We start from the raw sequence: 22,578 nt of genomic DNA, 5'->3' as shown, positions 1-22,578 counted from the left end.
TCGGCCTGCGGCGGATCGCCGTCCGGAGTGGACTCCGGCTCACTCGCCGGAGCGAGGAACGACCAGTCCGGTCTCGTACGCGAGGACTACCGCCTGCACCCGGTCGCGCAGGTCGAGCTTGGTGAGCAGGTTGCTGACGTGGGTCTTGACGGTGTGCTCGGTGACGAACAGCTCGGCGGCGATCTCCGCGTTGGACAGGCCGCGCGCCACCGCCTTCAGCGTCTCGGTCTCCCGGGCGGTGAGGGTGGTGAGGTTTTTCGGCATCGCGGGATTCTGCGGTGCCCGGGCGACCACGTCGGCGATCAGCCGGCGGGTCACCGTCGGCGCCAGCAGCGCCTCGCCGCCGGCCACCACGCGAACGGCGTTGACCAGGTCGTCCCGGCGCATGTCCTTGAGCAGGAAGCCGCTGGCGCCGGCCCGCAACGCGTCGTAGACGTATTCGTCGAGGTCGAAGGTGGTCAGCACGAGCACCCGGGTCGCGGAGGCGGCGCAGATTTGGGCGGTGGCCGCGATGCCGTCGACGTTGGGCATCCGCACGTCCATCAGCACCACGTCAGGACGCAGCCGCTCGGCGGCGGCGATCGCCTCGGCACCGTCGGCGGCCTCACCGACCACCGTGATGTCGGGTTGGGCGTCGAGGATCAGCGCGAACCCGCCCCGGACCAGCTCCTGGTCGTCGGCCACGAGGACGCGGATCTGGTCAACCACGCGGCTGCACGGGAACCACCGACTCCACGAGGGGGAGCGTAGCGTGCACGACAAATCCGGGGCCGTCGGTGGCGGCGCCGGTGCGCAACGTGCCGCCGCACGCGGTGACCCGCTCACGCATGCCGATCAGGCCGTGCCCGCCTGGGGTCGGCGGCCGGCGGCGTGGCCCACGCCCGTCGTCGCGCACCTCCAGCACCAGCGCCGACCCGTTCCAGTCGAGCCGCACCTCGACCTGAGCGGCGCGGGCGTGACGTACCACATTGGTCAGTGCCTCCTGCACCACCCGATAGGCGGCGACCGCGGTGTCGGCCGGAACGGACCGCCGATCACCGGCTTCGGCGAAGCTGACCACCAGGCCCGCGGCACGCGCCTGCTCGACCAGCGGCCCGATCGCGTCGAGGCCGGGCTGCGGCGCGCGCGAGGCCGGCTCGGAACGCAGCACGCCGAGGGTGCGCCGGAGCTGGGTGAGCGCGTCGCGGCCGGCATCGGCGATCGCGTCGAAGGCCCGCTCGGCGGCGGCCGGATCGCGGCGCACCACCACGGGCCCGGCCTCGGCCTGCACCACCATCAGGCTGACCGAGTGGGCGAGCGTGTCGTGCATGTCGCGGGCGATCCGTTGCCGCTCGCGCGAGGCCGCCTCGGCGTAGTCGGCGGCGAGTTGCTGCGCCCGGGCCTCCAGGGTGGCGATGAGGTCGCGGCGCGAGCGGGCGATGGCGCCGAGGCCGTAGGCGGCACCGAACAGGATCAGCGTGGCGGCCACCGGCAGCGGGTTGCTCTTCGGCGTGAGCGAGACGCTCAGCCCGGCGATGGTGCCGGCGATGCCGACAAACCGCCAGAGCTGGCTGCCCAGCGCGGCGAAGGTGTAGGTGGCGACGAGCTGCCCGTAGGGCACCTCTTTGATCAGGTCGTTGACCGCGAGCACCGCGGTGGCGATGCCGGTGATGAAGGTGACCGGCACTGGCCAGCGCCGCCGCCAGACCAGCGGCAGCGAGCTGAACGCGGCGAAGAGATACATGCTGGTGCTGTCTTCGGCGTCGACCACCGGCGAGGCGATCGTCGCCAGATAGCAGAGCAGCGCGATGATCGCGTCGACCACCAGCGGCGGAAGCGCGTAGGCCGCCTCAGTGGCCCGGCGCCTGAGCTCCGACAGCTTCCGCACGCTGGCAGTATCCGACGCGCCGACCGCCCGCCGCCTCCCTCCCAGGAGGGAGACGGATTTTCTTGGGGACGATGTCGAAACCGGCGTGCGCCCGTTCGACCCACGGGTAGCAGAAGGACGACACGAGGAGGACAGGCCATGAAGGTCCTGGTAGTGATCAAGGTGGTCGGCACCGACGAGGACATCGTCGCGGGCAACGTAGAGATGCTGGCGCCCATGGGCGAATACAACGACAAGCTCTCGAAGGCCGGGATCCTGCTCGACGCCGCCGGCTTGCGGCCGAGCGTCGAGGCCAAGCAGGTGGTCCTCGAGGGCGGCACCACGTCGGTGGTCGACGGGCCGTTCACCGAGGCCAAGGAGATCATCGCCGGATACTGGATCTGGCAGGTCGGCTCGATGGAAGAAGCGGTCGAGTGGGCCCGGCAGTGCCCGGTCGACCCGAAGGTCGGGCGCGGGCTGCTGGAGATCCGGCCCTACTGGGAAGAGGCCGACCTGCAGGCCCTGCTGGGCGGCTGAGCACCCGATCGGGGAGGGAGCGGCGATGGACGCGCGGCGGACCGTGGAAGCGGTGTGGCGGATGCACTCCGCCCGCTTGGTCGCCGCCCTCACTCGGCTGGTGCACGACGTGGGGCTGGCCGAGGACTTCGCGCAGGACGCCTATCTCGCGGCGCTGGAGCAGTGGCCGCGCGAGGGTGTCCCCGCCGAGCCGGCCGGCTGGCTGCTGACCACGGCCCGGCGCAGGGCGATCGACATGATCAGGCGCGAGAGGGTACGCGACGAGAAATACGCCCTGCTGGCCGTGGCCGACGACGACGAGGGCGGCACCGGCACCGACAGCGAACTCCTGTCGCTCGTGTTTGTCGCCTGCCACCCGGTGCTGTCCCAGGAGTCGCGGGCGGCGCTGACCCTCCGGCTGGTCGGCGGGCTGAGCACGGAGGAGATCGCCCACGCGTTCCTGGTGCCGCCGGCCACCATGGGGCAACGGATCTCCCGGGCCAAACGCACGCTGACCGAGGCCGAGGTGCCGTTCGCGATGCCCGACCCCGATGCCTTACCGGCCCGGCTCAACGCCGTCCTGGAGGTCGTCTACCTGATCTTCACGGAGGGCTATTCGGCCACCTCCGGCGACCGCTGGATCCGCCGCGACCTGGCCGAGCGCGCCATGCGCCTCGGCCGGATGCTGGCCGGCCTGATGCCCACCGAGCCGGAGGTCTTCGGCCTGGTGGCCCTGATGGAACTCCAGGCGTCGAGATTCGCCGCCCGGATCGGGCGCGACGGGCAGCCGGTGCTGCTCGAAGACCAGGACCGCGGGCGCTGGGACCGCACCCTGATCGCACACGGACTCGGCGCCCTGTCCCGGGCGCGGGGCCTGCGCAAGCCGCTCGGCCCCTACACGGTGCAGGCCGCGATCGCCGCCTGTCACGCGCGGGCGCCACGCTTCGCAGACACCGACTGGCCGGCGATCCTCGCCCTCTACGACGCGCTGACCCACCTCGCCCCGTCGCCGGTGGTCCGGCTCAACCGGGTGGTCGCGGTGTTGCATGTGGATGGTCCGCAGGCCGCCCTCGATGCGGTCGACGAGCTGCGCGACGACCCAAGGCTGGGCCGCTACCACCTGTTCGGCGCGATCCGCGGCGACCTGCTCATGAGACTGGGCCGGCAGGCCGAGGCCGCCGACGAACTCGAACGCGCCGCCGGCCTGGCACCCACCCGTCAGGAACGCACCCTGCTGATGGAGCGGGCGGCCGCGGCGACCCGGTGATTGCCGCCCGCCGCGTGCGGGCATATCGACGGCCATGAAGCCGCGATATTCGTTGCGCCCCGGCGCCGTCGCGCTCACCCGCGCCCAGTGGGTGGCCGTCGGGCTCGCGCTGGCGGTGGCGCTCGTCGGCGGCGTCACGCTGGCGCTGGTGGCCGGCCTGGCGGCCGCCGGGATCCTGGTCGGGGTCGCCGGCCTGGTCGTGGCCATGGTCGCCGCGTTCGGGCGGCGCTCGGGAGCATAGGTGTGGCGTTCGCGGGAATGCGGGGAGCGACCGCAAACCCGGCCGAGGAGGGGATATGACCGCCACGCTGCCGATGTTGGAGAACTACCCGAATCCGATCGAACTGGATCGGGGAAAGCTCGCAGCCACGATCGACGCCCTGGATGACTGCGCCGAGGCATGCACGGCGTGTGCCGAGGCATGTCTCGGCGAGCCCGACGTCGCCGAACTGACCATGTGCATCCGCACCAACCTCGACTGCGCCGACGTCTGCGCCTCGGCGGCGCGGGTGCTGACCCGCTGGACCGGCTACGACGCGGCGATCGGCCGGGCGATGCTGGAGGCCTGCGCCACCGCGTGCGCGGTCTGCGCCGCGGAATGTGAGCGCCACGCCGCGAAGCACGAACACTGCCGCATCTGCGCCGAGGCCTGCCGAAGCTGCGAGCAGTCCTGCCGCGACCTCCTGGCCACGATGGTGTAGCTAGGCCGTTGCCGCCCAGTCGATGTGGTAGTCGAAGACCTTGCGTTGGGCGTTGCTGGTGCTGGCCAGCTTGAGCACCGTTGGCATGACCGCGTCGCGGATGACCCGACCTACCGGGCCCGCGGCCTTGCTGCTGTTGTTGCGGGCCGCAGCCTTGATGATGCGCTCGACCCTGGGGCGGCGGGCCGACTCGTAGCGGGCGAACGCATCCGCCGGGTCCGCGTGATCGCGCAGGCACTTGGCCAGCACCAGGCCGTCCTCGATGGACAGTGAGGCGCCCTGGCCCGAGGTTGGCGTCGGCGCGTGTGCGGCGTCGCCGACCAGGACCACCCGGCGGGAGTGCCAGGAGCGGAGCCCGGACACCGACTGGATCGGGTCCATCGGCACGAACTCGGGCGTCGCGCTGATCACCTCGATCGCCGGGCCGGCGTCGCCCTCGAAGAGGTCGATCAGGCGGGGGCGCCAGTCGATCGCGGCCAACTCGCCGCGGGCCGGTTCGCGGGGGTAGGGCACGTTGGCGAACCACCAGACCTCGCCGCCGGGAGCGACCACGTACCCGAAGAAGGCCCGTCGTCCGAAGATCATCTCGTAGTGGCCGGGCGGTGCGGAGACCGCGCCGGTTGGCGGGGCGAAGCCGCCGTTGCCGACCAGGCCGGCGTAGGACAGCGGTGGCGCCGCCGGGTCCAGCACCCGCCGCACCTCCGAGTGGATGCCGTCGGCGCCGACCAGGACGTCGGCCTCGGCGGTGGTGCCGTCGGCGAACTCCGCGCGTACGCCGGTCGCGGTCTCGGTAAAGGTGACCAGCCGCTTGCCGGTCAGCACCGGGATGTCGCGGGCGGTCGTCTCGGCGCGCAGTGCCTGGTCGAGGTCGGCGCGGCGGAGGGTGAAGCTCTCGGCGCCCGGCGTGTGCACCGTGCCCAACTCTTTGCCGGTCGTGCTGCGCAGGGTGATGGCCGGCGACGGGAACGCCTTCGCCAGGGCCGCGCCGTCGGCGTCGAGCACCCGCAGCGCGTCGGCGCCGTTGGGTGCCAGGGTCAGGAACGCGCCGCCGCGGGGTGCGGTGGACGCCTCGTAGACCGTGGCGTCGATGCCGGCCTTGTGCAGGGCCATCGCGGTCGCCGGGCCGGCGACGCCGCCGCCGATGACCAGAGCTGTGCGGATCATGATTCGTCCCCCCTCTGCCCGGAGTGGAACGCGGCCCACTGTGGACCCCAGCCGGTCTCCGGATCGGTGATCTGACCGATGAAGTGCTCGACGAACGCGAGCTCGGCGTCGAGCTGGTTGATCCGGTATTCCTCCTCGACGAGGAACAGCGGGTGCAGGCCGCCGGCCAGCGCGCCGTCGACCAGGGTGCGGGTCTGGGCCCGTTGCTCGGCCAGGCGACCGGACCGCTGCTGGAGGAGCGCGACCGCCTCGTCGGGCGGGATGGCGGCGATCAGCGAGAGCGCGGCGACGAAGTGCGGGTATTCGTGGTCGGGCTCGCCGACCAGCTCGCGCAGCCAGTCGTGCATCTCGGCGCGGCCGGCGTCGGTGATCGCGTACACCGTGCGCTCGGGGCGTTGCCCTTCCCGGCTGGTCTCCTGCTCGGCCACGAAGCCGGCCTTGGCGAGCTGCTGGATCACCATGTAGAGCGAGCCGTGGTTGAACCGGATGCTCCGGTCGTCGCCGTTGTCGCGCAACGTGCGGGACAGCTCATAGGGGTGCTTCGGACCCATCGTCAGGTAGGACAGCACCGCCAACCCCAGCAGGTTGCCGACCTTCCGCTTCGCCGCCGCCATGACACGCCTCCATTAGTTGACTCCAACTATCCACCGCTGAATAGTCAGTGTCAACTACTAAAGCCGGGCGGCCAGCCCGTCCAGCAGGCGCTCCAGCCCGTATTCGAAGGTGGCCCGCTGCATCGCGGGTAGGTCGAGCGGTGCGGCCTCCTGCCAGCCGGAGACATGCGGATAGGCCTCGCGCTGCTGCTCCTGGAAGGCCGCCACCGACTTGGTCAGGTCGGCCTCGGTCATCCCGGAACGGGCCACGGCGGTGTGCCAGGCCGCGGTCGTGATGGCCGCGCCGATGGCGTGCGAACTGAGCGCCGACGCGGCGTACGCCGCCTCCTCGGCCGCGAAGCCGGCCTGCTCCAGCAGCGTGATCATCGATTCGGCCAGCGCCATCGAGTTGGGTCCGACGTTGAGCCGCACGCCGAACAGGCTGGCGATCCAGGAATGCCGGAGCAACACGTCGCGCAGGTCGCGGACCATGGCCGCGGCGGCGGGCCGCCAGTCGGTGCCGGCGGCCGGGAGCCGGACCTCGCCCATCACCGCGTCGATGGCCAGGTCGAGCAGGTCGTCCTTGTTGGCCACGTGCCAGTAGATCGAGGTGGCGCCGGAACCGAGCTTGGCGCCGAGCCGCCGCATGCTCAGCCCGTCGATGCCCTCGGCGTCGAGCAACTCGAGCGCCGCCTTGACGATCTGGTCGCGGCTGAGGGCCGGCGTGCCACTGCGGGATCGCGGAGGGCGGGTCCACACCGAGCTGTCGAACGGGTCTGGCATCCGCTCATGGTAACGGGACTCGCACAGTGTACGAGTTAGTAGTACGGTGTTCCATTGAATCGCACAGTGTACGAGGAGGTTCATACATGTCCACCTCTCCACGCGAGCCACGGCGCTGGTGGATCCTCGCCGTGCTCTGCCTCGCCCTGCTGGTCCTGGTCATCGACAACAGCGTGCTCAACGTCGCGATACCCACCCTGATCAGCGATCTGGGCGCGAGCAGCTCCGACATCCAGTGGATGATCGACGCCTACATCCTGGTGTTCGCGGGCCTGCTGTTGACGGCCGGCAGCCTCTCCGACCGCTACGGCCGGCGGCGCGCCCTGGTGATCGGCATCGTGATCTTCGGCGTCGCGTCGCTCGCCGCCGCCTTCGCGCAGTCACCTGTTCAGCTGATCGCGGCGCGCGCCGCGATGGGTGCCGGCGGCGCCTTCCTGATGCCCGGCACGCTCTCGATCCTCACCACCGTCTTCGACGACGCGGAGCGCAAGAAGGCGATCGCGGTCTGGAGTTCGGTGCTCATGCTCGGCGCGCTGGGCGGCCCCACGGTCGGCGGCCTGATGTTGGAGCACTTCTGGTGGGGCTCGGTGTTCCTGCTCAACGTGCCGGTCGCGGCGCTCGGCATCCTCGCCGCGCTGCTGATCATCCCGGAGTCACGCGGCCCGGCCCGCCGCACCGACCTGATCGGCGCGCTGCTGTCGATGGTCGCGCTGACCGGGGTGGTCTGGGGCATCATCGAGGCGTCCCGCGACGGCTGGGGGTCCGGGCCGGTGCTGGCCGCCTTCGCGATCGGGCTCGCCGGCGCCGTCGCGTTCGTGCTCTGGGAGCGGCGGGTCGCCGAGCCGATGCTCCCGTTGGGACTGTTCCGGGACCGCAACTTCAGCGGCGCCAGCCTGTCGCTCGTGCTGCTCGCGTTCGCCGGCGGCGGCATCCTGCTGGCCCTGACCCAGTACCTCCAGTTCGTGCTCGGCTTCTCGCCGCTGAAGGCGGGCCTCGCGTTCGCACCGATGATCGCCGCCGTGATGGTGTTCAACGGTGTCGGCGTGGTCGTCGACAAGCGCTTCGGCGCCCGCGCCGCGATCGTGACCGGCCTGGTCCTGCTCGGCACCGGGTTCGGGTTGCTGGCGTCCACGTCGGTCGGCGACGGCTACGGCCACCTGGTGCTCGCCCTGGTGGTCACCGGCGCGGGCAGCGGCACCGCGGGACCGGCCGCGGTCGCGACGCTGCTGGCCGCGCTGCCCAAGGACCGGGCGGGCGTGGGCTCCGCGGTCAACGACACGGTGCAGCAGGTCGGTCAGGCACTCAGCGTCGCCGTGCTGGGCACGGTGTTGACCTCGGCGTTCGCCGCCAAGATGCCGGCGTCGGCACCGGCGGAGGCGAAGCACTCGATCGGCGACGCGCTCGCGCTGGCCTCGACGACCGGCGACGCCGGACTGGTGCGGGTCGCGCGGGAGGCGTTCGTGGGCGCCATGTCCATCACGTCGTGGGTCGGCGTCTTCGGCGCGGTCGGCGCCGTGCTGGTCGTGTTGCTGGTCATCCGCCGGGCCAAGCCAACCACGGCCGGCCCGGTCGAGGACCGTCCGGCGACGGACGAGGTGAGGGTCAGCAGCTGACCAGTTGCGCACTTGGATCTTTGGATGTCTGCTGTTGACCATGGTGACGGTGCGGCGGCGGCCGCTGGTGGCGTTTCTGACCGCCGAGGGCGCGTCGCTGGTCGGCAACAAGATGACCATGCTGGCGTTGCCGTGGCTGGTGCTCACCACCACCGGTTCGCCGGCCCGGGTCGGCCTGGTCGCGTTCGCGCAGACCGGCTGCTACGTGCTGGTGAAGGTGGCCGGATCGCCGGCGATCGACCGCCTCGGGCGTAAGCGCTGCGCGGTCGCCGGCGGCCTGGCCAGCGCCGCGATCCTGGCCGCCGCGCCGCTGGTCAGCCACCTGGGCGGGCTGCCGTTCCCGGCCCTGGTGGGCGTCGTCGCGGCGCTCGGTGCCGTGCAGAGCCTCACCGACTCCGCGAAACGGCTGATGGTGCCCGACCTGGTGGCGGCCAGCGGCGCGCCGCTGGAGCGGGTGACCTCGCTCTACGCGGGTGTCGAGCGGCTCTCGTTCCTGCTCGGCACGCCCGCCGCCGGCCTGCTGATCGCCGGGTTGGGCGCGGTGAACGTGCTGCTGCTGGACGCCGCCGCCGCGCTGTTCGCCGCGCTGCTGATCGCGGTCGCGGTGCCGGCGACGGCACGGTCGGCCGCGGCCGCCGACGGATACCTGGACTCGTTGCGGGTCGGGCTGCGCTACGTGCGCGCCGACCGGTTGCTGCTGGCCATCGCGGGGTTGCTGTTCTTCACGAACCTGATCGACCAGGCGACCATGGCGGTGTACGTGCCGACCTGGATCGACCAGGTGGTCGGCAACCCGGCGGTGCTGGGCACGATCGCCGGCACCTACGGCCTCGGCGCGGTGCTCGGCTCGCTGCTGTTCGCCTGGCGCGGGCCGCGGCTGCCCCGCTACCCGACGTTCGCGGTATCCCTGCTGCTGGCCGGCTCGCCGCTGCTCTTCGGCCTGGCGTTGACCACCAGCCTGCCGCTGCTGCTCGGCATCTGCCTGTGGGTGGGCGCGATGTCGGCCTCGATCAACCCGATCATCACCAGCGCTATGTTCGAGCGCGTGCCGCCGGACCTGCATGCCCGGGTGTTCGGCTTCACCGGCTCGCTGGCGTGGGCCGGCGTCCCGCTGGGCGGGCTGCTCGGCGGGCTTGCGCTGACCACGCTGGGGCGCACGCCGGGACTGCTCGTCTCGGCGTTCTGCTATCTCGCCGTCACCCTGTTGCCGCTGGTCTTCCGGCGCACCTGGCGCCAGCTCGACCGCGGAGCGACGGTCGCCGAAGTGTCGCCGGCGGCCGTCGCTAGCTGATCACTTGGCCGGGCGCTCCACGTGTGCCTCGCTGCCCGGGAACACCAGGTTCTCGCTGCCGTCCGGCCAGCGGACCAGGTATGGCGGGCTCCCGTCGGCGTGGCGGACCTCGAGGATCTCGCCGTCGCGCCTCGGGTCACCCACATGGATGCCCTCGACGACGAGCCGGTCACCTACGACTGCCTGCATGGCGTGCCTCCATCTCTCCCTCCCACCTTGACTCGCCGTAGGGCTGTAGTGCAACACTAGAGTCCAACTACAGTCAGAAAGAGGACGCCATGCACGCTGTCGAAGCGTCGGGGCTGGTCAAGGCCTTCGGCGCGACACGGGCCGTCGACGGCATCGACCTGACCGTCCCGGCCGGCTCGGTCTACGGGTTCCTCGGGCCCAACGGCGCCGGCAAGACCACCACGATCCGGATGCTGGCCACGCTGCTGCGGCCGGACGCCGGCAGCGCCCGGGTGTTCGGGCACGACGTGGTCCGGGAGGCCGCGGCGGTGCGCGACCGGATCAGCCTGACGGGGCAATACGCGTCGGTCGACGAGACGCTGACCGGCCGGGAGAACCTGGTGCTGCTCGGCCGGCTGCACCGCCTGTCGAAGGCCGCGGCCGGCGCGCGGGCGGCCGACCTGCTCGACACGTTCGGCTTCACCGACACCGCCGACCGCCTGGTCCGCACCTACTCGGGTGGGCAGCGCCGGCGGCTCGACATCGCCGCCGGCCTGGTCGTCGCGCCCGACCTGCTCTTCCTCGACGAGCCCACCACCGGGCTCGACCCGCGCGGCCGCAACGACGTGTGGAGCCTGGTGCGGGCGCTGGTCGCCGACGGCGCCACCGTGCTGCTGACCACGCAATACCTCGACGAGGCCGACCAACTCGCCGACCGGATCGCGGTCATCGACCACGGGCGGCTGGTCGCCGAGGGAACCGGCAGTCAGCTCAAGGCCTCCGTCGGCGGCGGCACGCTGCGGGTGCGGCTGCACGACCCGGCCCAGCGCGACGCCGCGCGCCAGGTGTTGCACCGGGTGCTGGGGGAGACGCTGGCGCTCGACCCCGATCCGGCCGTGCTCACCGCCCGGCCCGACGCGGCCGGGGCCGCAGCGACCGCGCTGGCCGAGCTCTCCTGGGCCGGAGTCGAGGTCACCGAGTTCGCGCTCGGCCAACCGACCCTCGATCAGGTGTTCCTGGCGCTGACCAGCAAGGAGACAGTCGCATGACCGCGCTGGTCTTCGGCGGCCGGGCGATCAAGAAGTTCCGCCGCACGCCGATCCAACTGCTCGACGTCGCCGTGCACCCGGTCGTCTTCACGCTGATCTTCAGCTTCCTGTTCGGCGGGGCGATCGGCGGCTCGATCGACGCCTACATCGGCTATCTGGTTCCGGGCATTCTGGTCATGACCTTGCTGGTCACCACGGGCACCACCGGCGCCGCCCTGAGCGTCGACATCACCACCGGGGTGTACGACCGGTTCCGCACCCTGTCGATCCGCCCCGGCGCGGTGCTGGTCGGCGCGCTGATCGGCGACGTCGTCCGCTACGCGCTGGCGTCCGGCGTGGTCGTCGCGCTCGGTCTCGCGCTCGGCTTCCGCCCGGCCGGCGGGGTGCCCGGCGTGCTGGCCGCGGTGCTGCTCGTGCTGCTGTTCGCGGTCAGCCTGTCGTGGCTCTGGACGCTGCTGGCGCTGGTGACCAGGTCGCCCAGTGCCGTGCTCGCGCTGACCCAGGCGGTGCTCTACCCGCTCTCCTTCTTCAGCAACATCTTCACCACGCCCACGACGCTGCCCGGTTGGCTACAGGCGTTCGTCGACGTCAACCCGGTCAGCCGGCTGGTCACCGTGGTCCGGGCGCTGATGGCCGGCACCGCACCCGGCGCGAGCCTCGGCTGGCTGCTGCTGGCGTGCGCGCTGCTCACGGCGGTGTTCGCGCCGCTGGCGCTGCGCCGGTTCCGCTCAGCCGGGTGAGGCATGATGCGGAGATGGATCAACGGCTGCTCTGGGAGCAACACTGCTGCCTGCCGCTCGTGCCGGCGGCCGACATCAACGAGCTGACCCGCTACGACCGGCCGGGCGGCGCCTACGTGTCGGTCAACGTCGGCTTCTCGCCGCACTCGACCGAGCTCGTCTTCGAGTTGCTGCACACGTGGCGGCGCGGGGTCACCGAGCACGACAAGCTGACGCTGGTCGACGGCGTGGCCGACATCGACGCGGCGACCCGGGCCGGCCAGGTCGGCGTGGCGTTCGACCTGGAAGACTCCGGGCCGCTCGGTGGCCGGCTGGAGCGGGTCAAGGAGTTCTACGACCTGGGTGTACGCACGCTGCTGCCGACCTACAACGTGCGCAACGCGGCCGGGTCCGGGTGCACCGACGCGGTTGACGAGGGGCTCACGGCGTACGGGCGGGATCTGGTTCGGGAGATGAACGCGGTCGGCATGGTCGTCGACGGTTCGCATTGCAGCATCCGCACCGGGCTCGACCTGTCGGCCGTCACGGAGCGGCCGATGGTCTACAGCCACTCGTGCATGCGCGGGGTGTGGGAGCACGAGCGCAACATCACCGACGACCAGGCCCGCGCCTGCGCGGAGACCGGCGGCGTGGTCGGCATCACCGGCGTCGGCATCTTCCTCGGGCCCAACGACGCCAGCCTGGACGCGTTCGTGCGGCACGTCGACTACGCGGTCGAGCTGATCGGGCCGGAGCACGTCGGCATCTCCAGCGACTTCTCGTTCGACCTCGACGACCTCAACCGGGAGATGATGGCCAACCCGGAGCTGTTCCCGGAGATCTACACCCGGTGGGGGCCGATCACCATCATGCCGCCGGAAGACCTGCTCCGGGTCGAGCAGGCGCTGCTCGACCGCGGCTACCCCGCCCACGCCGTCGACGGCATCCTCGGCGGCAACTTCCGTCGCGTCGCGGAACAGGTCTGGCGTTAGTCCTTCTTCAGCGCCGCTTCGACCGCGCCGATGCGGTCAGCGACCAGGCCGAGCGCGCCGACCGCGCGGCTCATCGGGTCGTCGCCGCTGCCGCCGAGTGCCTTCTCGCGCAGGTAGGCGGCCTTGACGACCTCCCACCGGGCGGTCTGCGTGGGCGTGAGCCGGCCGCGCAACGAGGCCAGCTTGAGCAGGTTGGCCTCGGCCGCGGCGGCCAGTGTCTGCGCCTCGCCGAGGTAGTGGTCGTCGAGGACGGCCTCCAGCTCCTCGTCGTTCATCACCGGCAGGATCCGCTCGGCCAGCTTGTTCATGTTGCGGTAGGAGCCCTGGAGCAGGAACGGCGGCTCGGTGCGGGCCGCGTCGTCTTGCCCCGCCGACGCGATGTAGGCCCGGTTGACGGCCAGCACCACGTCTTGCACCCGGAGCAGCTTGGTGAGCACCGACCGGATCTGGTTGAGCTCGACCGGCGGGTAGGGGTGTGCGAGCTGGTCGGGCAGCACCGAGGTGTCGCCGCGGGCCATCCGCACCAGCAGCTCGACGTCGCCGCGCTCCCGTGTGGACAGTGGCGCGAGCACGGGGTTGGCGGTAAGGGAGTTTTCCACGTAGCTGAGCGCGAACAGCTCTTCGCGGCCGGAGAGCACGTCGCCCAGGTTCCACACGTCGGCCCGGTTGGCCAGCATGTCGGGCACCCGGAACCGCTTGCCGGACTCGGTGTAGGGGTTGCCGGCCATGCACACCGCGAACCGCTTGCCGCGCAGGTCGTAGGTGCGGGTGCGGCCCTCCCAGACGCCCTCCATCCGGCGCTGCGCGTCACACAGCGAGATGAACTTCTGGAGCAGCTCCGGCGAGGTGTGCTGGATGTCGTCGAGGTAGAGCAGCACGTTACTGCCCATCTCCAGCGCGAACGAGATCTTCTCGACCTCCTGGCGCGCGGTCGCGTTGGGCGCCGACGCCGGGTCGACCGAGGTCACCTCGGTGCCCAGGGCCGGGCCGTTGACCTTCACGAAGACCAGGCCGAGCCGGCTGGCGACGTATTCCATCAGGGTGGTCTTGCCGTAGCCGGGCGGTGAGATCAGCAGCAGCAGGCCGGACTGGTCGACCCGCTTCGCGTCGCCGGCGGCGCCCACCTGGCGGGCCAGGTTGTCGGCGATCAGCGGCAGGTAGACCTCGTCGAGCAGCCGGTTGCGCACGAAGCCGGACATCACCCGGGGCTTGTGCTCGTCGAGCCGCAGCCGCTCGCCGGCCCGGGCCGCGACCTGCGCGCGCAGCTTCTGGTAGCCGCGGTAGGCGGGCACTCGGGAATCACGGAACTCCCGGGTACGGGCCAGAGCCTCGTCCAGGCGCAACGTCAGCCGCCGCTCGGCGATCCGCGGGTGTGTCCCCAGTAGACCGTCGACGGTCGCGGACAGCTCGGCCGCGGAGTCGTAACGGGGCAGGTCGGTTCCGCACAGCTCGATCGCGACGGCCTCGGTGAGATCGGGGTGGTCGGGCGCGTAGGCCGTCAGCCAGGCCTCGACCAGTTGGTGCCGAGCGGCCAGGTCGGTGCCGAGCGCGCGCAGGTCGTCGTCGTATTCGCGGGCCCGCGGCCGGCCGAGCGCCTTGCGGAAGCCGGCTACCAGCGCTTTGGCGCCGGCGCTCGTGACGAAACCGGTCGAGCCGGCGGCCAGCTCCTCGAAGAGGTATTCGCCGGCCAGCGGGTGGTCGATCAGCTCGTGCGCGGTGATCGCGGCGGCGAGCTCGGCTTGCAGGTCGTCGATCGCGGGGGAGCCGCCGAACACCGCGCGGGCCCGGGCCAGCGAGGCGGCCCGCCGGGTCCACAGCGGCTTTTCGTCTTCCTTCGCGTTGAAGGCCCAGAAGAGCTGGGCCGCCGCCCGCGCCGCCGGGGGATAGCGGAGCAGCCCGGCAGCCGCGTGCAGCCGCAGCAGCGCGTCGAGGACGGCGGTGGCGTCGGCGTCGTGGATGCCCCGCTCGTATCCTTCGTCGATGCGCTCCTCGGCGGCCCGCCGGACCAGCTCGCCGAGCGTGCCGCCGGCCGTGGCGGCGTGCAGCGCGTCGAGGTCAGCGGTGGCCAGGATCGAGGTGGCGAGGAACTCGGCGCGGCTGACCGTCGGCGACTCGGAGACCAGCGGCTGGTTCCAGAACTCGGCCGTGGTGGCGAACTCGGGGTCGTCGACCGGCTCGCGGAAGTCGGTGCCGGTGACCGCGACCGCCATCCTGCCGTCGTGTGGCACCAGGGCCAGCTCGATCGCCTGGGTGTTGACGGCGAACTTGTGCCGGCCGAGCTGGATGGTCTCGCCGCCGTCGGAGAACAGGTCGATCCGGTCGCGCAGTGCCCGCCCGGCCTCCTGGCGGACCGCCTTGACTCGGCCGTCGAGCTCCTCGCCGCGGACGGCGTCGCCGAGCGCCCGCAGCTCGTCGGCGACCGAGCGGAGCTTGGCCACCATCGGGTCGGCGGCGAAGTAGGTGTTGACGTCGTCGAGGCTGTCCATCGTGGACGCCCGGCGGCGGACGCTGGTGAGGATCCGGTCGGCCGAGTCGACCAGCCGGTCGGCGCGGCGCGAGCGTTGGTCGACGAGGGCCTGCTTGCGGGCGGCGAACGCCTCGTAGACGTCGGTGCGCTTGGTCGACAGCTCGGTCAGGAAGTCGTCGAACTCGCCGTAGCGGGACTCCAGGTTTTCCACCTGGAGCAGCAGCCGGCCGAGCTGATCGTCGCACGCCTCGGGGGTGCCGGCCGCTGCCAGCGCGCCGGTCACCGCCTGGTTGAGCAGCGCGAACTCGGCGGCGAAGCCGGCCCGCCCCTCGACCGCGGCCAGCTCGCGCCGGCGGGCGTCGAGGGTGGCGCGGGCCCGGTTGACGGCGCCGAGCACCTCGCCGATCCGTTCGAGGATGGCGGTGCGTACGGTCGCGTCGGCGATGTCGAGGGTGCCGACCACATCGGTCACCAGGCGCAACGCGTCGCCCTGCTCGGTGAGCCGCTCGCTGACCGGCGCCGCCGCGGCCACGGTCGGCACCTCGGCGCCCTCGGCGGTCAACCGCTCGACGTCGGCGTGGTAGCCGGCGAACGCGTCGTCGCGCTTGAGGAATTCGACCGCCCGGCGGGCGGCACCGTCGAGCTGGTCGGAGAGTTCGGCGCCGAGCGAGTCGATCCGGGCCAGGTCGACGTAGCGCAGTTCGCGCAGGGTCTCCAGGTGCCCCTGGGCCCGGCGCAGTTCGGCGAGCTGACCGATCCAGCCGTCGGTGGTCGCCGGCGCCTCGCCGTTGACCCGGCGGATCAGCGACGCACTGTCGGCGGCGGCCTTGTCCAGCGCGGCGGTCGCCGCGGCGGTCAGGGCCTGGACCTTCTCGTATTCGTCGAGCACCTGCTCGGCGGTCGCCCGCACCTCGGCGAGGGGGGTGCGCAGGTCGCACAGCTCCGCCTCGCCCAGCCAGTGGTAGTGGTCGAAGGCCCGCACGCAGGCGGCGATCAGCGCCTCGAAGACCGGCACCGACGGGCTCATCTCGCCGACCATCCGCGACACCGAAAGGGCATCGGAGATGCCCCGGACGAGGTCGGCGTTGCCCACCCGGGCCAGCGGACCGGCGCCGGCCGGCTGGCGCGCGGCGTAGGCGTCGGAGACGAACGGGGTCTGCCAGACCTGCATCGGGTGCACCCGGGTCGGCTCGTCGGAGGTGGCCCGGAAGATCACCAGGGTGCCGTCGTCGAAGACCGAGTAGCCGTGGCAGGACAGCGGGGTCGCGACCGCCTTGCGGATCACGTTGTAGGGCAGCAGCAGGCTGCGCCCGTCGGCCAGGGCATGGAAGACATAGAGCACGTCTTCGCCGTTGGGTGACCGGATCACCCGCTCGAAGACCAGGTCGGCGGTCTCGGTGTCGAAGGTCTTCACCACGCCGGTGGTCAGATAGAACCCGCCCGGGAAGATGATCCCCTGGTCTTCGGGCAACCGCTGGCAGGCCTGCCCGATGCCGTCGAGCCGGACCACGCCCTTGGTCTGGGTGTTGAAGACCAGATGACGCCAGGCATTCTCTTTGTAGGGCCGGATGCGCAGCAGGATCAGCGGCCCCACCCGGGCCCACTGCACGTCGGCGTCGGCGAGGCTCTGCAACGGCTGCTCGACTGGCTCCGAATAGATGCCCTCGCCGGACTCGGTGTTGTCTTCGATCTTGAGCGTCAGGTCGCCGCCGACGGTCTCGACGAACACCTCGCCGCCGATCGAGATGTGCGGGAAGCGGCCCAGCACATGGTCGTCGCGGGTGGTCGCCACCCACTCGAAGTCGTGGCTGGGCGGGAACGTGTGGTCGCGCTCGCCCCGGTTGTCGAGGTAGTCGACCGTGCCGTCGACGGCCACCGCCCAGCGCAGCACCCGGATGTCTTCGGTGCGCGGGCCGGTCTGGAACACCGCGAGCAGCTTGCCCTCGACCTCGCGCAGCGTGGCGAGCCGGGTCTCCCGGTAGTAGCGGTAGAGCTCGGCGAAGTCGCGCTGGAAGGTCTCGTCGTCGAGCAGCCCGGGCACCTCGGCCGCCGTGGCGTCGTCGAAGCGGAACGCCTCGCCGTCGCGCAGGAACCGGTGCAGCGAGAACACGTCGCCGACGGTGGTCTCCGGCTTGAGGCCGAGGAACACGTTGTAGCCGAACAGCATCAGGCCCGCGGCGGGCACGATGTCGCGCGGCACGCAGTTGTGCTCGGTGCGCACCCGGTCGGTGCCGACCAGCCGCAGTTCGGCGCTGCCGAACTCGGCCAGCCGCCGGGTGTTGAGCTCCTCCGCCCGGCGGGCCAACTCGGCGGCCCGCGCCGCCAGCCGGTCGCGCAGCACCTCATAGGTGCCGACATCCAGACTGGCGGGCGCGGTTGTCGCCTCAGCCACGGGCGTTGAGGGCGGCCAGCGGTGCGTCGGCGACGCCGAGTTTCTCCGCCGCCGTCAACAGCTCGCGCAGCTTGCCCTGGTCGGTGCCGCCGGCCTTGATCTGCTGGAGGAGGAAGGCCGACAGCGTCAGGTTGGTGACGTCGGCGGTGTTGACCTTGCCGAGCAGCTTGCCCAGATCGTCGGCGAAGCTCGACGAACCGTCGAGCCACGGCCCGGCCAGCGAGGTGGCCACCGTCGAGTTGCCGACGAAGCCGTCGACGCTCTTGCCGGCCGAGATCGCGCCGATCAGCTTGTCGAAGAAGATGCTGTCGCCGCCGACGATGTCGATGTCGGCCTTCTCCAGACCCTTGCCGATGATCGTCGCCTGGGCCTCGGCGACCTGCCGCTGCACGTCGATGCCGGCCAGCCGGATCTCCTTCTCGGCCTCCAGCCGCAGCCGGTATTCCTCGTGCTCGCGGGTGGCGTCGTCGAGCGCGCCCATCGCGGCGGCCTTCTCGGTGAGGCCCTCGGCCTCGCCCTTGAGCTTCTCGCGCATGCCATCGGCCGCCGCGAGCGCCTTCTCCCGATCGACGATCGCCTCGGCCCGGCCGACCTTCTCGATCGCGTCGGCGTCGCGTTCGCGCACCTGCGCGCCGGCCAGCCCGGCCGCGGCGGCCTCGGCCTGGGTGCCTTCGGCCAGCCGGATCATCGCCCGGGTGTCGAGCTCGGCGGCCTGCTGCCGGGCCTCGGCGAGCACGAGGGTCTCGCGCGCCCGGTGCTTGGCCGACTGCTCGGCCGCCTCGGCGGCCTTGATGTCCTTGACCAGGTTTTCCTGGGCCATCGCCTCGGCCTGGATGATCGTCGACTGGCGGAGCCGCTCGGCCTCTTCGACCACCCGCAGGCGCTTGATGATCTCTTCTTGCTCGGCGACCGTCTTCTCGACCGCGATCCGCTCGCGGACCACCTCGGCGATCGCCCGCTTCTCGACCTCGACCTCTTTGTTCTTGGCGATCGTCGACAGCTCGGTCTCCCGCTCGCGGCCGATCACCTCGAGCATCCGGTCCTTCTCGATCCGCTCGGTCTCGATCGCGATGACCCGCTCGCGGTTCTTCTCCGCGACCGCGATCTCCCGGGCCTGGTTTTCCCGTTGGACGCCGAGCTGCTCGTCGGTGCGCAGGTTGGCGGCGTTGTAGCGCAGTCGCTGCTCGGCCCGGACCAACTCGGTCTCGGCCTCCTCGCGGGCGCGGATCGTGTCGATCTCGCGCTTCTGCTTGATCTCCGCGTCGGCCTGGCGGCGCTGCAACTCGAGGATGGCCTCCTTCGCGTCGACGTTCTGCCGCGTGATCTCCTTCTCCTCGTTGCGCCGGAACTCGTTGGTCTTCACGTTCTCGGCGGCGGTGAGTTCGGTGATCTTCCGGATGCCCTGCGCGTCGAGGATGTTGCGCGGGTCGAGCTGGTCGAGAGGAGTCTGCTCCAACACGTCGATCGCGGCGTCTTCGAGCGAATATCCATTGAGGTCGGTGCCGATCACGGCGATGATGCGGTCCCGGAACTCGTTGCGCTTGGTGTAGAGGTCGACGAAGTCGAGTTGCTTGCCGACCGTCTTGAGCGCCTCGGAAAACTTGGCGCTGAAGAGCTCCTGGAGCGTCTGCTGGTCGCTGGCGCGGGCGGTGCCGATCGCCTGGGCCACCTTCACCACGTCTTCGGCGGTCTTGTTGACGCGTACGAAGAAGGTGATTTTGATGTCGGCCCGGATGTTGTCCTGACAGATGAGCCCGTCGTTGCCGAACCGCTCGATGTCGATCGTCTTCACCGAGATGTCCATGATCTCGGACTTGTGGAAGACGGGCAGCACCACGGCACCGGTGAACGTGACGTCGACCTTGCGGGTCTTCGAAATGATCAGCGCCTTGCCCTGCTCGACCTTGCGGAACAGCCGGCTGACCAGCAGCACCATGCCCAGGACCACGAGGAGCAGCACCAGCAGGAGGACGAGGAACCCGAGCGAGATGACGTCCATCAACGGTCCTTCGGTCGATTCGAGAGGTCGGCCGGCACGACCCAGAAGAACTCGCCGGCGGAGTCGTATTCGTAGATGACCGCGCGGGTCCCGGCGACGAAGCTGTCGGCTCCGGTCTGCCGGACCTGCACGATGGCCGACGACCCGTCGGCGGCGTGCACTTCGGCCTGGCCGAAGTCGATGGCGACCCGGCCGGTCCGGATGACACACTCGCGGCCGACGAAGTCGTGCCGCGACGCCTCGGGCGCGGTCGGGAAGAACCGGCGCAACGGCCGGCGAAGCTGGTTGGCGACCACCCAGGCGACCGCCAGGCTGGCGACCAGCACCACGATGTCGAGGAAGGCGTTGTCGGGCAGCACGACCGTGCCGACGAGGCTCACGAACCAGGCGACGGCGACCACAATGGACAACACAACGGTGGCCGGCGTGCCGCCGAGCCCGAGCCGGTCGAGAACATCGTCGAGCCCGCCGTCGGTGTCGGTGTCGAGCCCACCCGCCAGGACGACGATCCAATAGCAGACGACGACCGCCAGCAGAACGGTGAAGACCACGGACGGAAAGCCCAGCGCCGTGTCGATGAAGTCGCCCACCGGTCGAAACCACCCCCATGAATGTTCACCAGGATGATGGCACGGACACACAAGCATGGGGTCATCCGAATGTCGGATGACCCCATGATCGAACAGGTCAGCAGGGGCAGGTCGCGGCCCTTGGCTGCGGGGGCGGGACCATCGCGGCGGCCGCCTTCTTGACGTCGTCGAGCATCCGCTCGCGGGTGGCCGGGTCGATCACCTGGCCGCGGAACACGACCGAGTTGATCCGGGTGGTGTTGCGGATGTCGCGCAGCGGGTCGGCGTCGAGCAGGACCAGGTCGGCGACGTTGCCGCGCTCGACCGTGCCGCGGTCGCGGACGCCCAGGTAGCGCGCGGGCTCCAACGTGGCGGTCTGGAGAACGCGCATGTTGGACAACCCGGCCTGGGACAGCCGGGCCAGTTCGTCGTGCAGGCTGAAGCCGGGCATCAGGTAGGACGTGCCGTTGTCGGTGCCGGCCATCAGCGGGACACCGGCGCGGTCCAGGTCCTGCACCAACTGGAGCCGGCGCTCGAAGATCTCGCGGCCGCGGGCGTCCTGGGCCGGCGTGCGGCCGCCCAGGTAGATCAGTCCGAGGGCAAACTGCCAGAACTCCCGCGTCGCGGCCGGGAAGTACGCGTACCGCGGGTCGTTCATGGGTGTGTCGCCGGGCATGTCGGTGAACGTGTGCAGCACCAGCGTCGGGGTGACCCGGGTGCCGTTGCGCGCGAGCCGGGCGAAGACGCCGGCCGCCTTGTGCCGGTCGTAGCTGCGGGCGGCCGCGTACTCGTAAGGGTGCATCTTGTTGAGCCAGCCGTTGTATTCGCCGCCGGCGATCGGGACCGCGGTGATCTGCCGGCGCAGTTCGTCCTCGCGGCTGGAGGTGTCGTACCAGATCTGGAAGAGGTGTTCGATGCTGGCCAGGCCGGCGTCGCTGGCCTCGGTCATCTGGACGAAGTCGGAAAGGTGGCCGAGGAACGGGATCCGTTGCCGGCGGGCCTCGTCGGCGATCGCGAAGAAGCTCGGGCGTGACAGCCGGGTGTAGACCTTCACGAAGTCGGCGCCGGCGTCTTTCTGGGCCCGCACCGTGGCCCGGCCCTCCTCGGGCGTGGCGACCGCGATGTAGGGCGCGCCCAGCCCCTCCCACAGCGACGGTGAGCCGTCGACGATCGGGCTGCCGATGGTCCAGCGCGGGCCGCTCATCGTGCCCGCTTCGATCCGGCGCCGCCAACCGGTGACGTCGCTGTTGGCGGTCATCTCGCGGACCGTGGTGACCCCGTTGGCCAGGTGCAGCGGCGGCTCGATCTGCTCGCCGTCGAACGTATGGTTGTGCATGTTGGCCAGGCCCGGGATGAGGAACTTGCCGCGACCGTCGACCACGTCGGCGCCGAGCGGCACACCGATCCGGCGGCTCGGCTCGACGGCGAGGATGCGGCCGTCGCGCAGCAGCACGGTCTGGTCGCGCTTGGCCGGCGCTCCGGTGGCGTCGATGACGGTGACGTGGGTGATGGCGGTGACCCGGTCGGCCGCGGCCCGCACCCGCGGCGCGGCGGTCGCCCGGCCGACGCCGACGGCCGCACCCGCGGCGAGCCCGGCGGCTCCGGCGAGGACCGCACGGCGGGAAATGTCGCTGCGCTGCATGGCTCTACCCCTTTGAGTTCGTGACCGCTTGTCGAGATTCACGATCTCCCACGCGGCGGGTCGGGGTCATTGCCGTGAGCGGGCCTATCCGAGGTAGGGAAACCCTTACCAGGGTCAGTCCATGCCGCGCTTGCCCGGTGTCCAGAAGGGCTTGATCACGATGGCGCCGCGCGGCCAGCGCCGGTCGCGCAGGAAGTGCTGGCGGATCGCCTGGCAGGTGCGGGCCTCGCCGGCGATGTAGACAGTGCCTTCCGTCGCCGGCAGGTCGCGGACGGCATCCAGCAGTTGTCCATCGTGGACCCAGGTGAGCTTGCGTGGCAGCGGGACCTCGCCCGCCGGCCCGCTGGCTTCGAGCACGCCGGCGACCTCGGCGTCGTCGGGGAGTGCGCGGAGCATCGCCGCGAAGGGCACGGCCGCGGTCTCGTCGCCGGCGAAGATGTGGGGACCGGCGTCGCGGAGCACGAGCCGCCCCTCCGGCTTGGAGAGGGAGACGGGGTCGCCCGGGCGGGCGGTGCGGGCCCAGACGCTGCCGGGGCCGTCGCCGTGGTCGAGCACGGCCAGGTCGAGCACCCCGTTGGCCGGGTCGAGGTCCCAGATCGAGTAGGTGCGGCGAGCGTCGCCCGGGTTGCGCAACCACTGGCTCGGCGGGGTGACGTTGACCCGGACGTGCTGCCCGGGTCGCCAGGCCAGCCCGCGCAGGTGGTCGCCGGTGAGGCGGATCGCGCGCATCCGGTCGGTCAGCGGCGCGACCTCGGTGACATTGGCGCGGAGGAAGTAGGCCATGGCGCGACCTTAGTGACCGGATAA

At 71.2% G+C, this 22,578-nt stretch carries 20 protein-coding genes; 9 read left to right on the top strand and 11 right to left on the bottom strand.

Translation table 11 applies throughout. The features are described 5' to 3' along the window. Window positions 1-39: 39 nt before the first annotated feature. Together DFJ67_RS04350 and DFJ67_RS04345 are read right to left on the bottom strand one after the other, a co-directional pair. Entirely contained in the window at window positions 40-708 is a 669-nt protein-coding gene (locus DFJ67_RS04350) for a response regulator (RefSeq protein WP_116066692.1), read from the bottom strand. Further along, the gene (locus DFJ67_RS04345) at window positions 701-1,867 is read right to left on the bottom strand and encodes a sensor histidine kinase (protein ID WP_116066691.1); all 1,167 of its coding nucleotides are present in this window, start codon (window positions 1,865-1,867) and stop codon (window positions 701-703) included. Before DFJ67_RS04345 ends, DFJ67_RS04350 begins: the two co-directional genes overlap by 8 nt. Before the next feature lie 138 nt (window positions 1,868-2,005). Between DFJ67_RS04345 and DFJ67_RS04340 the strand changes: the two genes are divergently transcribed. From DFJ67_RS04340 to DFJ67_RS04325, 4 genes are read left to right on the top strand one after another with little or no spacing between them, the layout of a single operon-like run. Continuing rightward, entirely contained in the window at window positions 2,006-2,383 is a 378-nt protein-coding gene (locus DFJ67_RS04340; protein ID WP_116066690.1) for a YciI family protein, read from the top strand. A 25-nt stretch (window positions 2,384-2,408) separates the two neighbouring features. Next, window positions 2,409-3,629 (top strand): RNA polymerase sigma factor, encoded by a 1,221-nt coding sequence (locus DFJ67_RS04335; RefSeq protein ID WP_116066689.1) that lies wholly within the window; start codon window positions 2,409-2,411, stop codon window positions 3,627-3,629. 34 nt (window positions 3,630-3,663) lie between these two features. Next, on the top strand, window positions 3,664-3,870 hold the full coding sequence (locus tag DFJ67_RS04330) for a hypothetical protein (RefSeq protein ID WP_116066688.1): 207 nt from the start codon (window positions 3,664-3,666) through the stop codon (window positions 3,868-3,870). A gap of 55 nt (window positions 3,871-3,925) precedes the next feature. Next, a complete protein-coding gene (locus DFJ67_RS04325) occupies window positions 3,926-4,330 on the top strand; it encodes a four-helix bundle copper-binding protein (RefSeq protein WP_116066687.1) in 405 nt (134 codons plus the stop codon). Here DFJ67_RS04325 and DFJ67_RS04320 read toward each other — a convergent pair whose 3' ends face one another. The 3 genes from DFJ67_RS04320 to DFJ67_RS04310 are packed head-to-tail and all read right to left on the bottom strand — an operon-like array spanning window position 4,331 to window position 6,870. Further along, entirely contained in the window at window positions 4,331-5,494 is a 1,164-nt protein-coding gene (locus tag DFJ67_RS04320) for an FAD-dependent oxidoreductase (protein WP_116066686.1), read from the bottom strand. Beyond that, window positions 5,491-6,108, bottom strand: coding sequence for a PadR family transcriptional regulator (locus tag DFJ67_RS04315; protein WP_116066685.1), 618 nt, complete (start codon window positions 6,106-6,108; stop codon window positions 5,491-5,493). The genes DFJ67_RS04320 and DFJ67_RS04315 overlap by 4 nt, the downstream gene beginning before the upstream one ends. Before the next feature lie 57 nt (window positions 6,109-6,165). Next, on the bottom strand, window positions 6,166-6,870 hold the full coding sequence (locus DFJ67_RS04310) for a TetR/AcrR family transcriptional regulator C-terminal domain-containing protein (protein WP_116066684.1): 705 nt from the start codon (window positions 6,868-6,870) through the stop codon (window positions 6,166-6,168). Window positions 6,871-6,956: 86 nt separating this feature from the next. Between DFJ67_RS04310 and DFJ67_RS04305 the strand changes: the two genes are divergently transcribed. Together DFJ67_RS04305 and DFJ67_RS04300 are read left to right on the top strand one after the other, a co-directional pair. After that, window positions 6,957-8,483, top strand: coding sequence for an MFS transporter (locus DFJ67_RS04305; RefSeq protein WP_116066683.1), 1,527 nt, complete (start codon window positions 6,957-6,959; stop codon window positions 8,481-8,483). Between the two features lie 40 nt (window positions 8,484-8,523). Then, window positions 8,524-9,774: an MFS transporter gene (locus DFJ67_RS04300; protein WP_116066682.1), complete on the top strand. Its 1,251-nt coding sequence runs from the start codon at window positions 8,524-8,526 to the stop codon at window positions 9,772-9,774. Here the strand turns inward: DFJ67_RS04300 and DFJ67_RS04295 are convergent, their stop codons facing one another. Next, on the bottom strand, window positions 9,775-9,963 hold the full coding sequence (locus DFJ67_RS04295) for a DUF1918 domain-containing protein (protein WP_116066681.1): 189 nt from the start codon (window positions 9,961-9,963) through the stop codon (window positions 9,775-9,777). It lies immediately after the preceding gene. An 89-nt stretch (window positions 9,964-10,052) separates the two neighbouring features. On the opposite strand from DFJ67_RS04295, the gene DFJ67_RS04290 reads away from it, so the two are divergent. From DFJ67_RS04290 to DFJ67_RS04280, 3 genes are read left to right on the top strand one after another with little or no spacing between them, the layout of a single operon-like run. Further along, window positions 10,053-10,991, top strand: a complete 939-nt coding sequence (locus tag DFJ67_RS04290; protein ID WP_116066680.1) for an ATP-binding cassette domain-containing protein — start codon at window positions 10,053-10,055, stop codon at window positions 10,989-10,991. Further along, window positions 10,988-11,731: an ABC transporter permease gene (locus tag DFJ67_RS04285; protein ID WP_116066679.1), complete on the top strand. Its 744-nt coding sequence runs from the start codon at window positions 10,988-10,990 to the stop codon at window positions 11,729-11,731. The genes DFJ67_RS04290 and DFJ67_RS04285 overlap by 4 nt, the downstream gene beginning before the upstream one ends. A gap of 14 nt (window positions 11,732-11,745) precedes the next feature. Continuing rightward, window positions 11,746-12,702, top strand: coding sequence for a dipeptidase (locus DFJ67_RS04280; RefSeq protein WP_116066678.1), 957 nt, complete (start codon window positions 11,746-11,748; stop codon window positions 12,700-12,702). Here the strand turns inward: DFJ67_RS04280 and DFJ67_RS04275 are convergent. From DFJ67_RS04275 to DFJ67_RS04255, 5 genes are all read right to left on the bottom strand, one after another. After that, window positions 12,699-17,561 (bottom strand): DNA repair ATPase, encoded by a 4,863-nt coding sequence (locus tag DFJ67_RS04275; protein ID WP_116066677.1) that lies wholly within the window; start codon window positions 17,559-17,561, stop codon window positions 12,699-12,701. The genes DFJ67_RS04280 and DFJ67_RS04275 overlap by 4 nt on opposite strands. Beyond that, on the bottom strand, window positions 17,554-19,560 hold the full coding sequence (locus DFJ67_RS04270) for an SPFH domain-containing protein (RefSeq protein ID WP_116066676.1): 2,007 nt from the start codon (window positions 19,558-19,560) through the stop codon (window positions 17,554-17,556). The genes DFJ67_RS04275 and DFJ67_RS04270 overlap by 8 nt, the downstream gene beginning before the upstream one ends. Continuing rightward, window positions 19,560-20,150: a hypothetical protein gene (locus tag DFJ67_RS04265; RefSeq protein WP_116066675.1), complete on the bottom strand. Its 591-nt coding sequence runs from the start codon at window positions 20,148-20,150 to the stop codon at window positions 19,560-19,562. Before DFJ67_RS04265 ends, DFJ67_RS04270 begins: the two co-directional genes overlap by 1 nt. 97 nt (window positions 20,151-20,247) lie before the next feature. Then, the gene (locus DFJ67_RS04260; RefSeq protein ID WP_116066674.1) at window positions 20,248-21,771 is read right to left on the bottom strand and encodes an amidohydrolase family protein; all 1,524 of its coding nucleotides are present in this window, start codon (window positions 21,769-21,771) and stop codon (window positions 20,248-20,250) included. 114 nt (window positions 21,772-21,885) lie between these two features. After that, a complete protein-coding gene (locus DFJ67_RS04255; protein WP_116066673.1) occupies window positions 21,886-22,554 on the bottom strand; it encodes a siderophore-interacting protein in 669 nt (222 codons plus the stop codon). Window positions 22,555-22,578 lie beyond the last annotated feature (24 nt).

The organism is Asanoa ferruginea, assembly GCF_003387075.1.
Lineage (GTDB): Bacteria > Actinomycetota > Actinomycetes > Mycobacteriales > Micromonosporaceae > Asanoa > Asanoa ferruginea.
This window is presented reverse-complemented; position numbering and strand designations above follow the sequence as displayed.

Coding starts and splice junctions, on each gene's coding strand:
- DFJ67_RS04315 (WP_116066685.1), bottom strand. CDS start 6,108: ATGGCGGCGGCGAAGCGGAAGGTCGGCAACCTGCTGGGGTTGGCGGTG.
- DFJ67_RS04325 (WP_116066687.1), top strand. CDS start 3,926: ATGACCGCCACGCTGCCGATGTTGGAGAACTACCCGAATCCGATCGAA.
- DFJ67_RS04270 (WP_116066676.1), bottom strand. CDS start 19,560: ATGGACGTCATCTCGCTCGGGTTCCTCGTCCTCCTGCTGGTGCTGCTC.
- DFJ67_RS04330 (WP_116066688.1), top strand. CDS start 3,664: ATGAAGCCGCGATATTCGTTGCGCCCCGGCGCCGTCGCGCTCACCCGC.
- DFJ67_RS04340 (WP_116066690.1), top strand. CDS start 2,006: ATGAAGGTCCTGGTAGTGATCAAGGTGGTCGGCACCGACGAGGACATC.
- DFJ67_RS04290 (WP_116066680.1), top strand. CDS start 10,053: ATGCACGCTGTCGAAGCGTCGGGGCTGGTCAAGGCCTTCGGCGCGACA.
- DFJ67_RS04310 (WP_116066684.1), bottom strand. CDS start 6,870: ATGCCAGACCCGTTCGACAGCTCGGTGTGGACCCGCCCTCCGCGATCC.
- DFJ67_RS04260 (WP_116066674.1), bottom strand. CDS start 21,771: ATGCAGCGCAGCGACATTTCCCGCCGTGCGGTCCTCGCCGGAGCCGCC.
- DFJ67_RS04285 (WP_116066679.1), top strand. CDS start 10,988: ATGACCGCGCTGGTCTTCGGCGGCCGGGCGATCAAGAAGTTCCGCCGC.
- DFJ67_RS04300 (WP_116066682.1), top strand. CDS start 8,524: ATGGTGACGGTGCGGCGGCGGCCGCTGGTGGCGTTTCTGACCGCCGAG.
- DFJ67_RS04335 (WP_116066689.1), top strand. CDS start 2,409: ATGGACGCGCGGCGGACCGTGGAAGCGGTGTGGCGGATGCACTCCGCC.
- DFJ67_RS04295 (WP_116066681.1), bottom strand. CDS start 9,963: ATGCAGGCAGTCGTAGGTGACCGGCTCGTCGTCGAGGGCATCCATGTG.
- DFJ67_RS04255 (WP_116066673.1), bottom strand. CDS start 22,554: ATGGCCTACTTCCTCCGCGCCAATGTCACCGAGGTCGCGCCGCTGACC.
- DFJ67_RS04320 (WP_116066686.1), bottom strand. CDS start 5,494: ATGATCCGCACAGCTCTGGTCATCGGCGGCGGCGTCGCCGGCCCGGCG.
- DFJ67_RS04280 (WP_116066678.1), top strand. CDS start 11,746: ATGGATCAACGGCTGCTCTGGGAGCAACACTGCTGCCTGCCGCTCGTG.
- DFJ67_RS04305 (WP_116066683.1), top strand. CDS start 6,957: ATGTCCACCTCTCCACGCGAGCCACGGCGCTGGTGGATCCTCGCCGTG.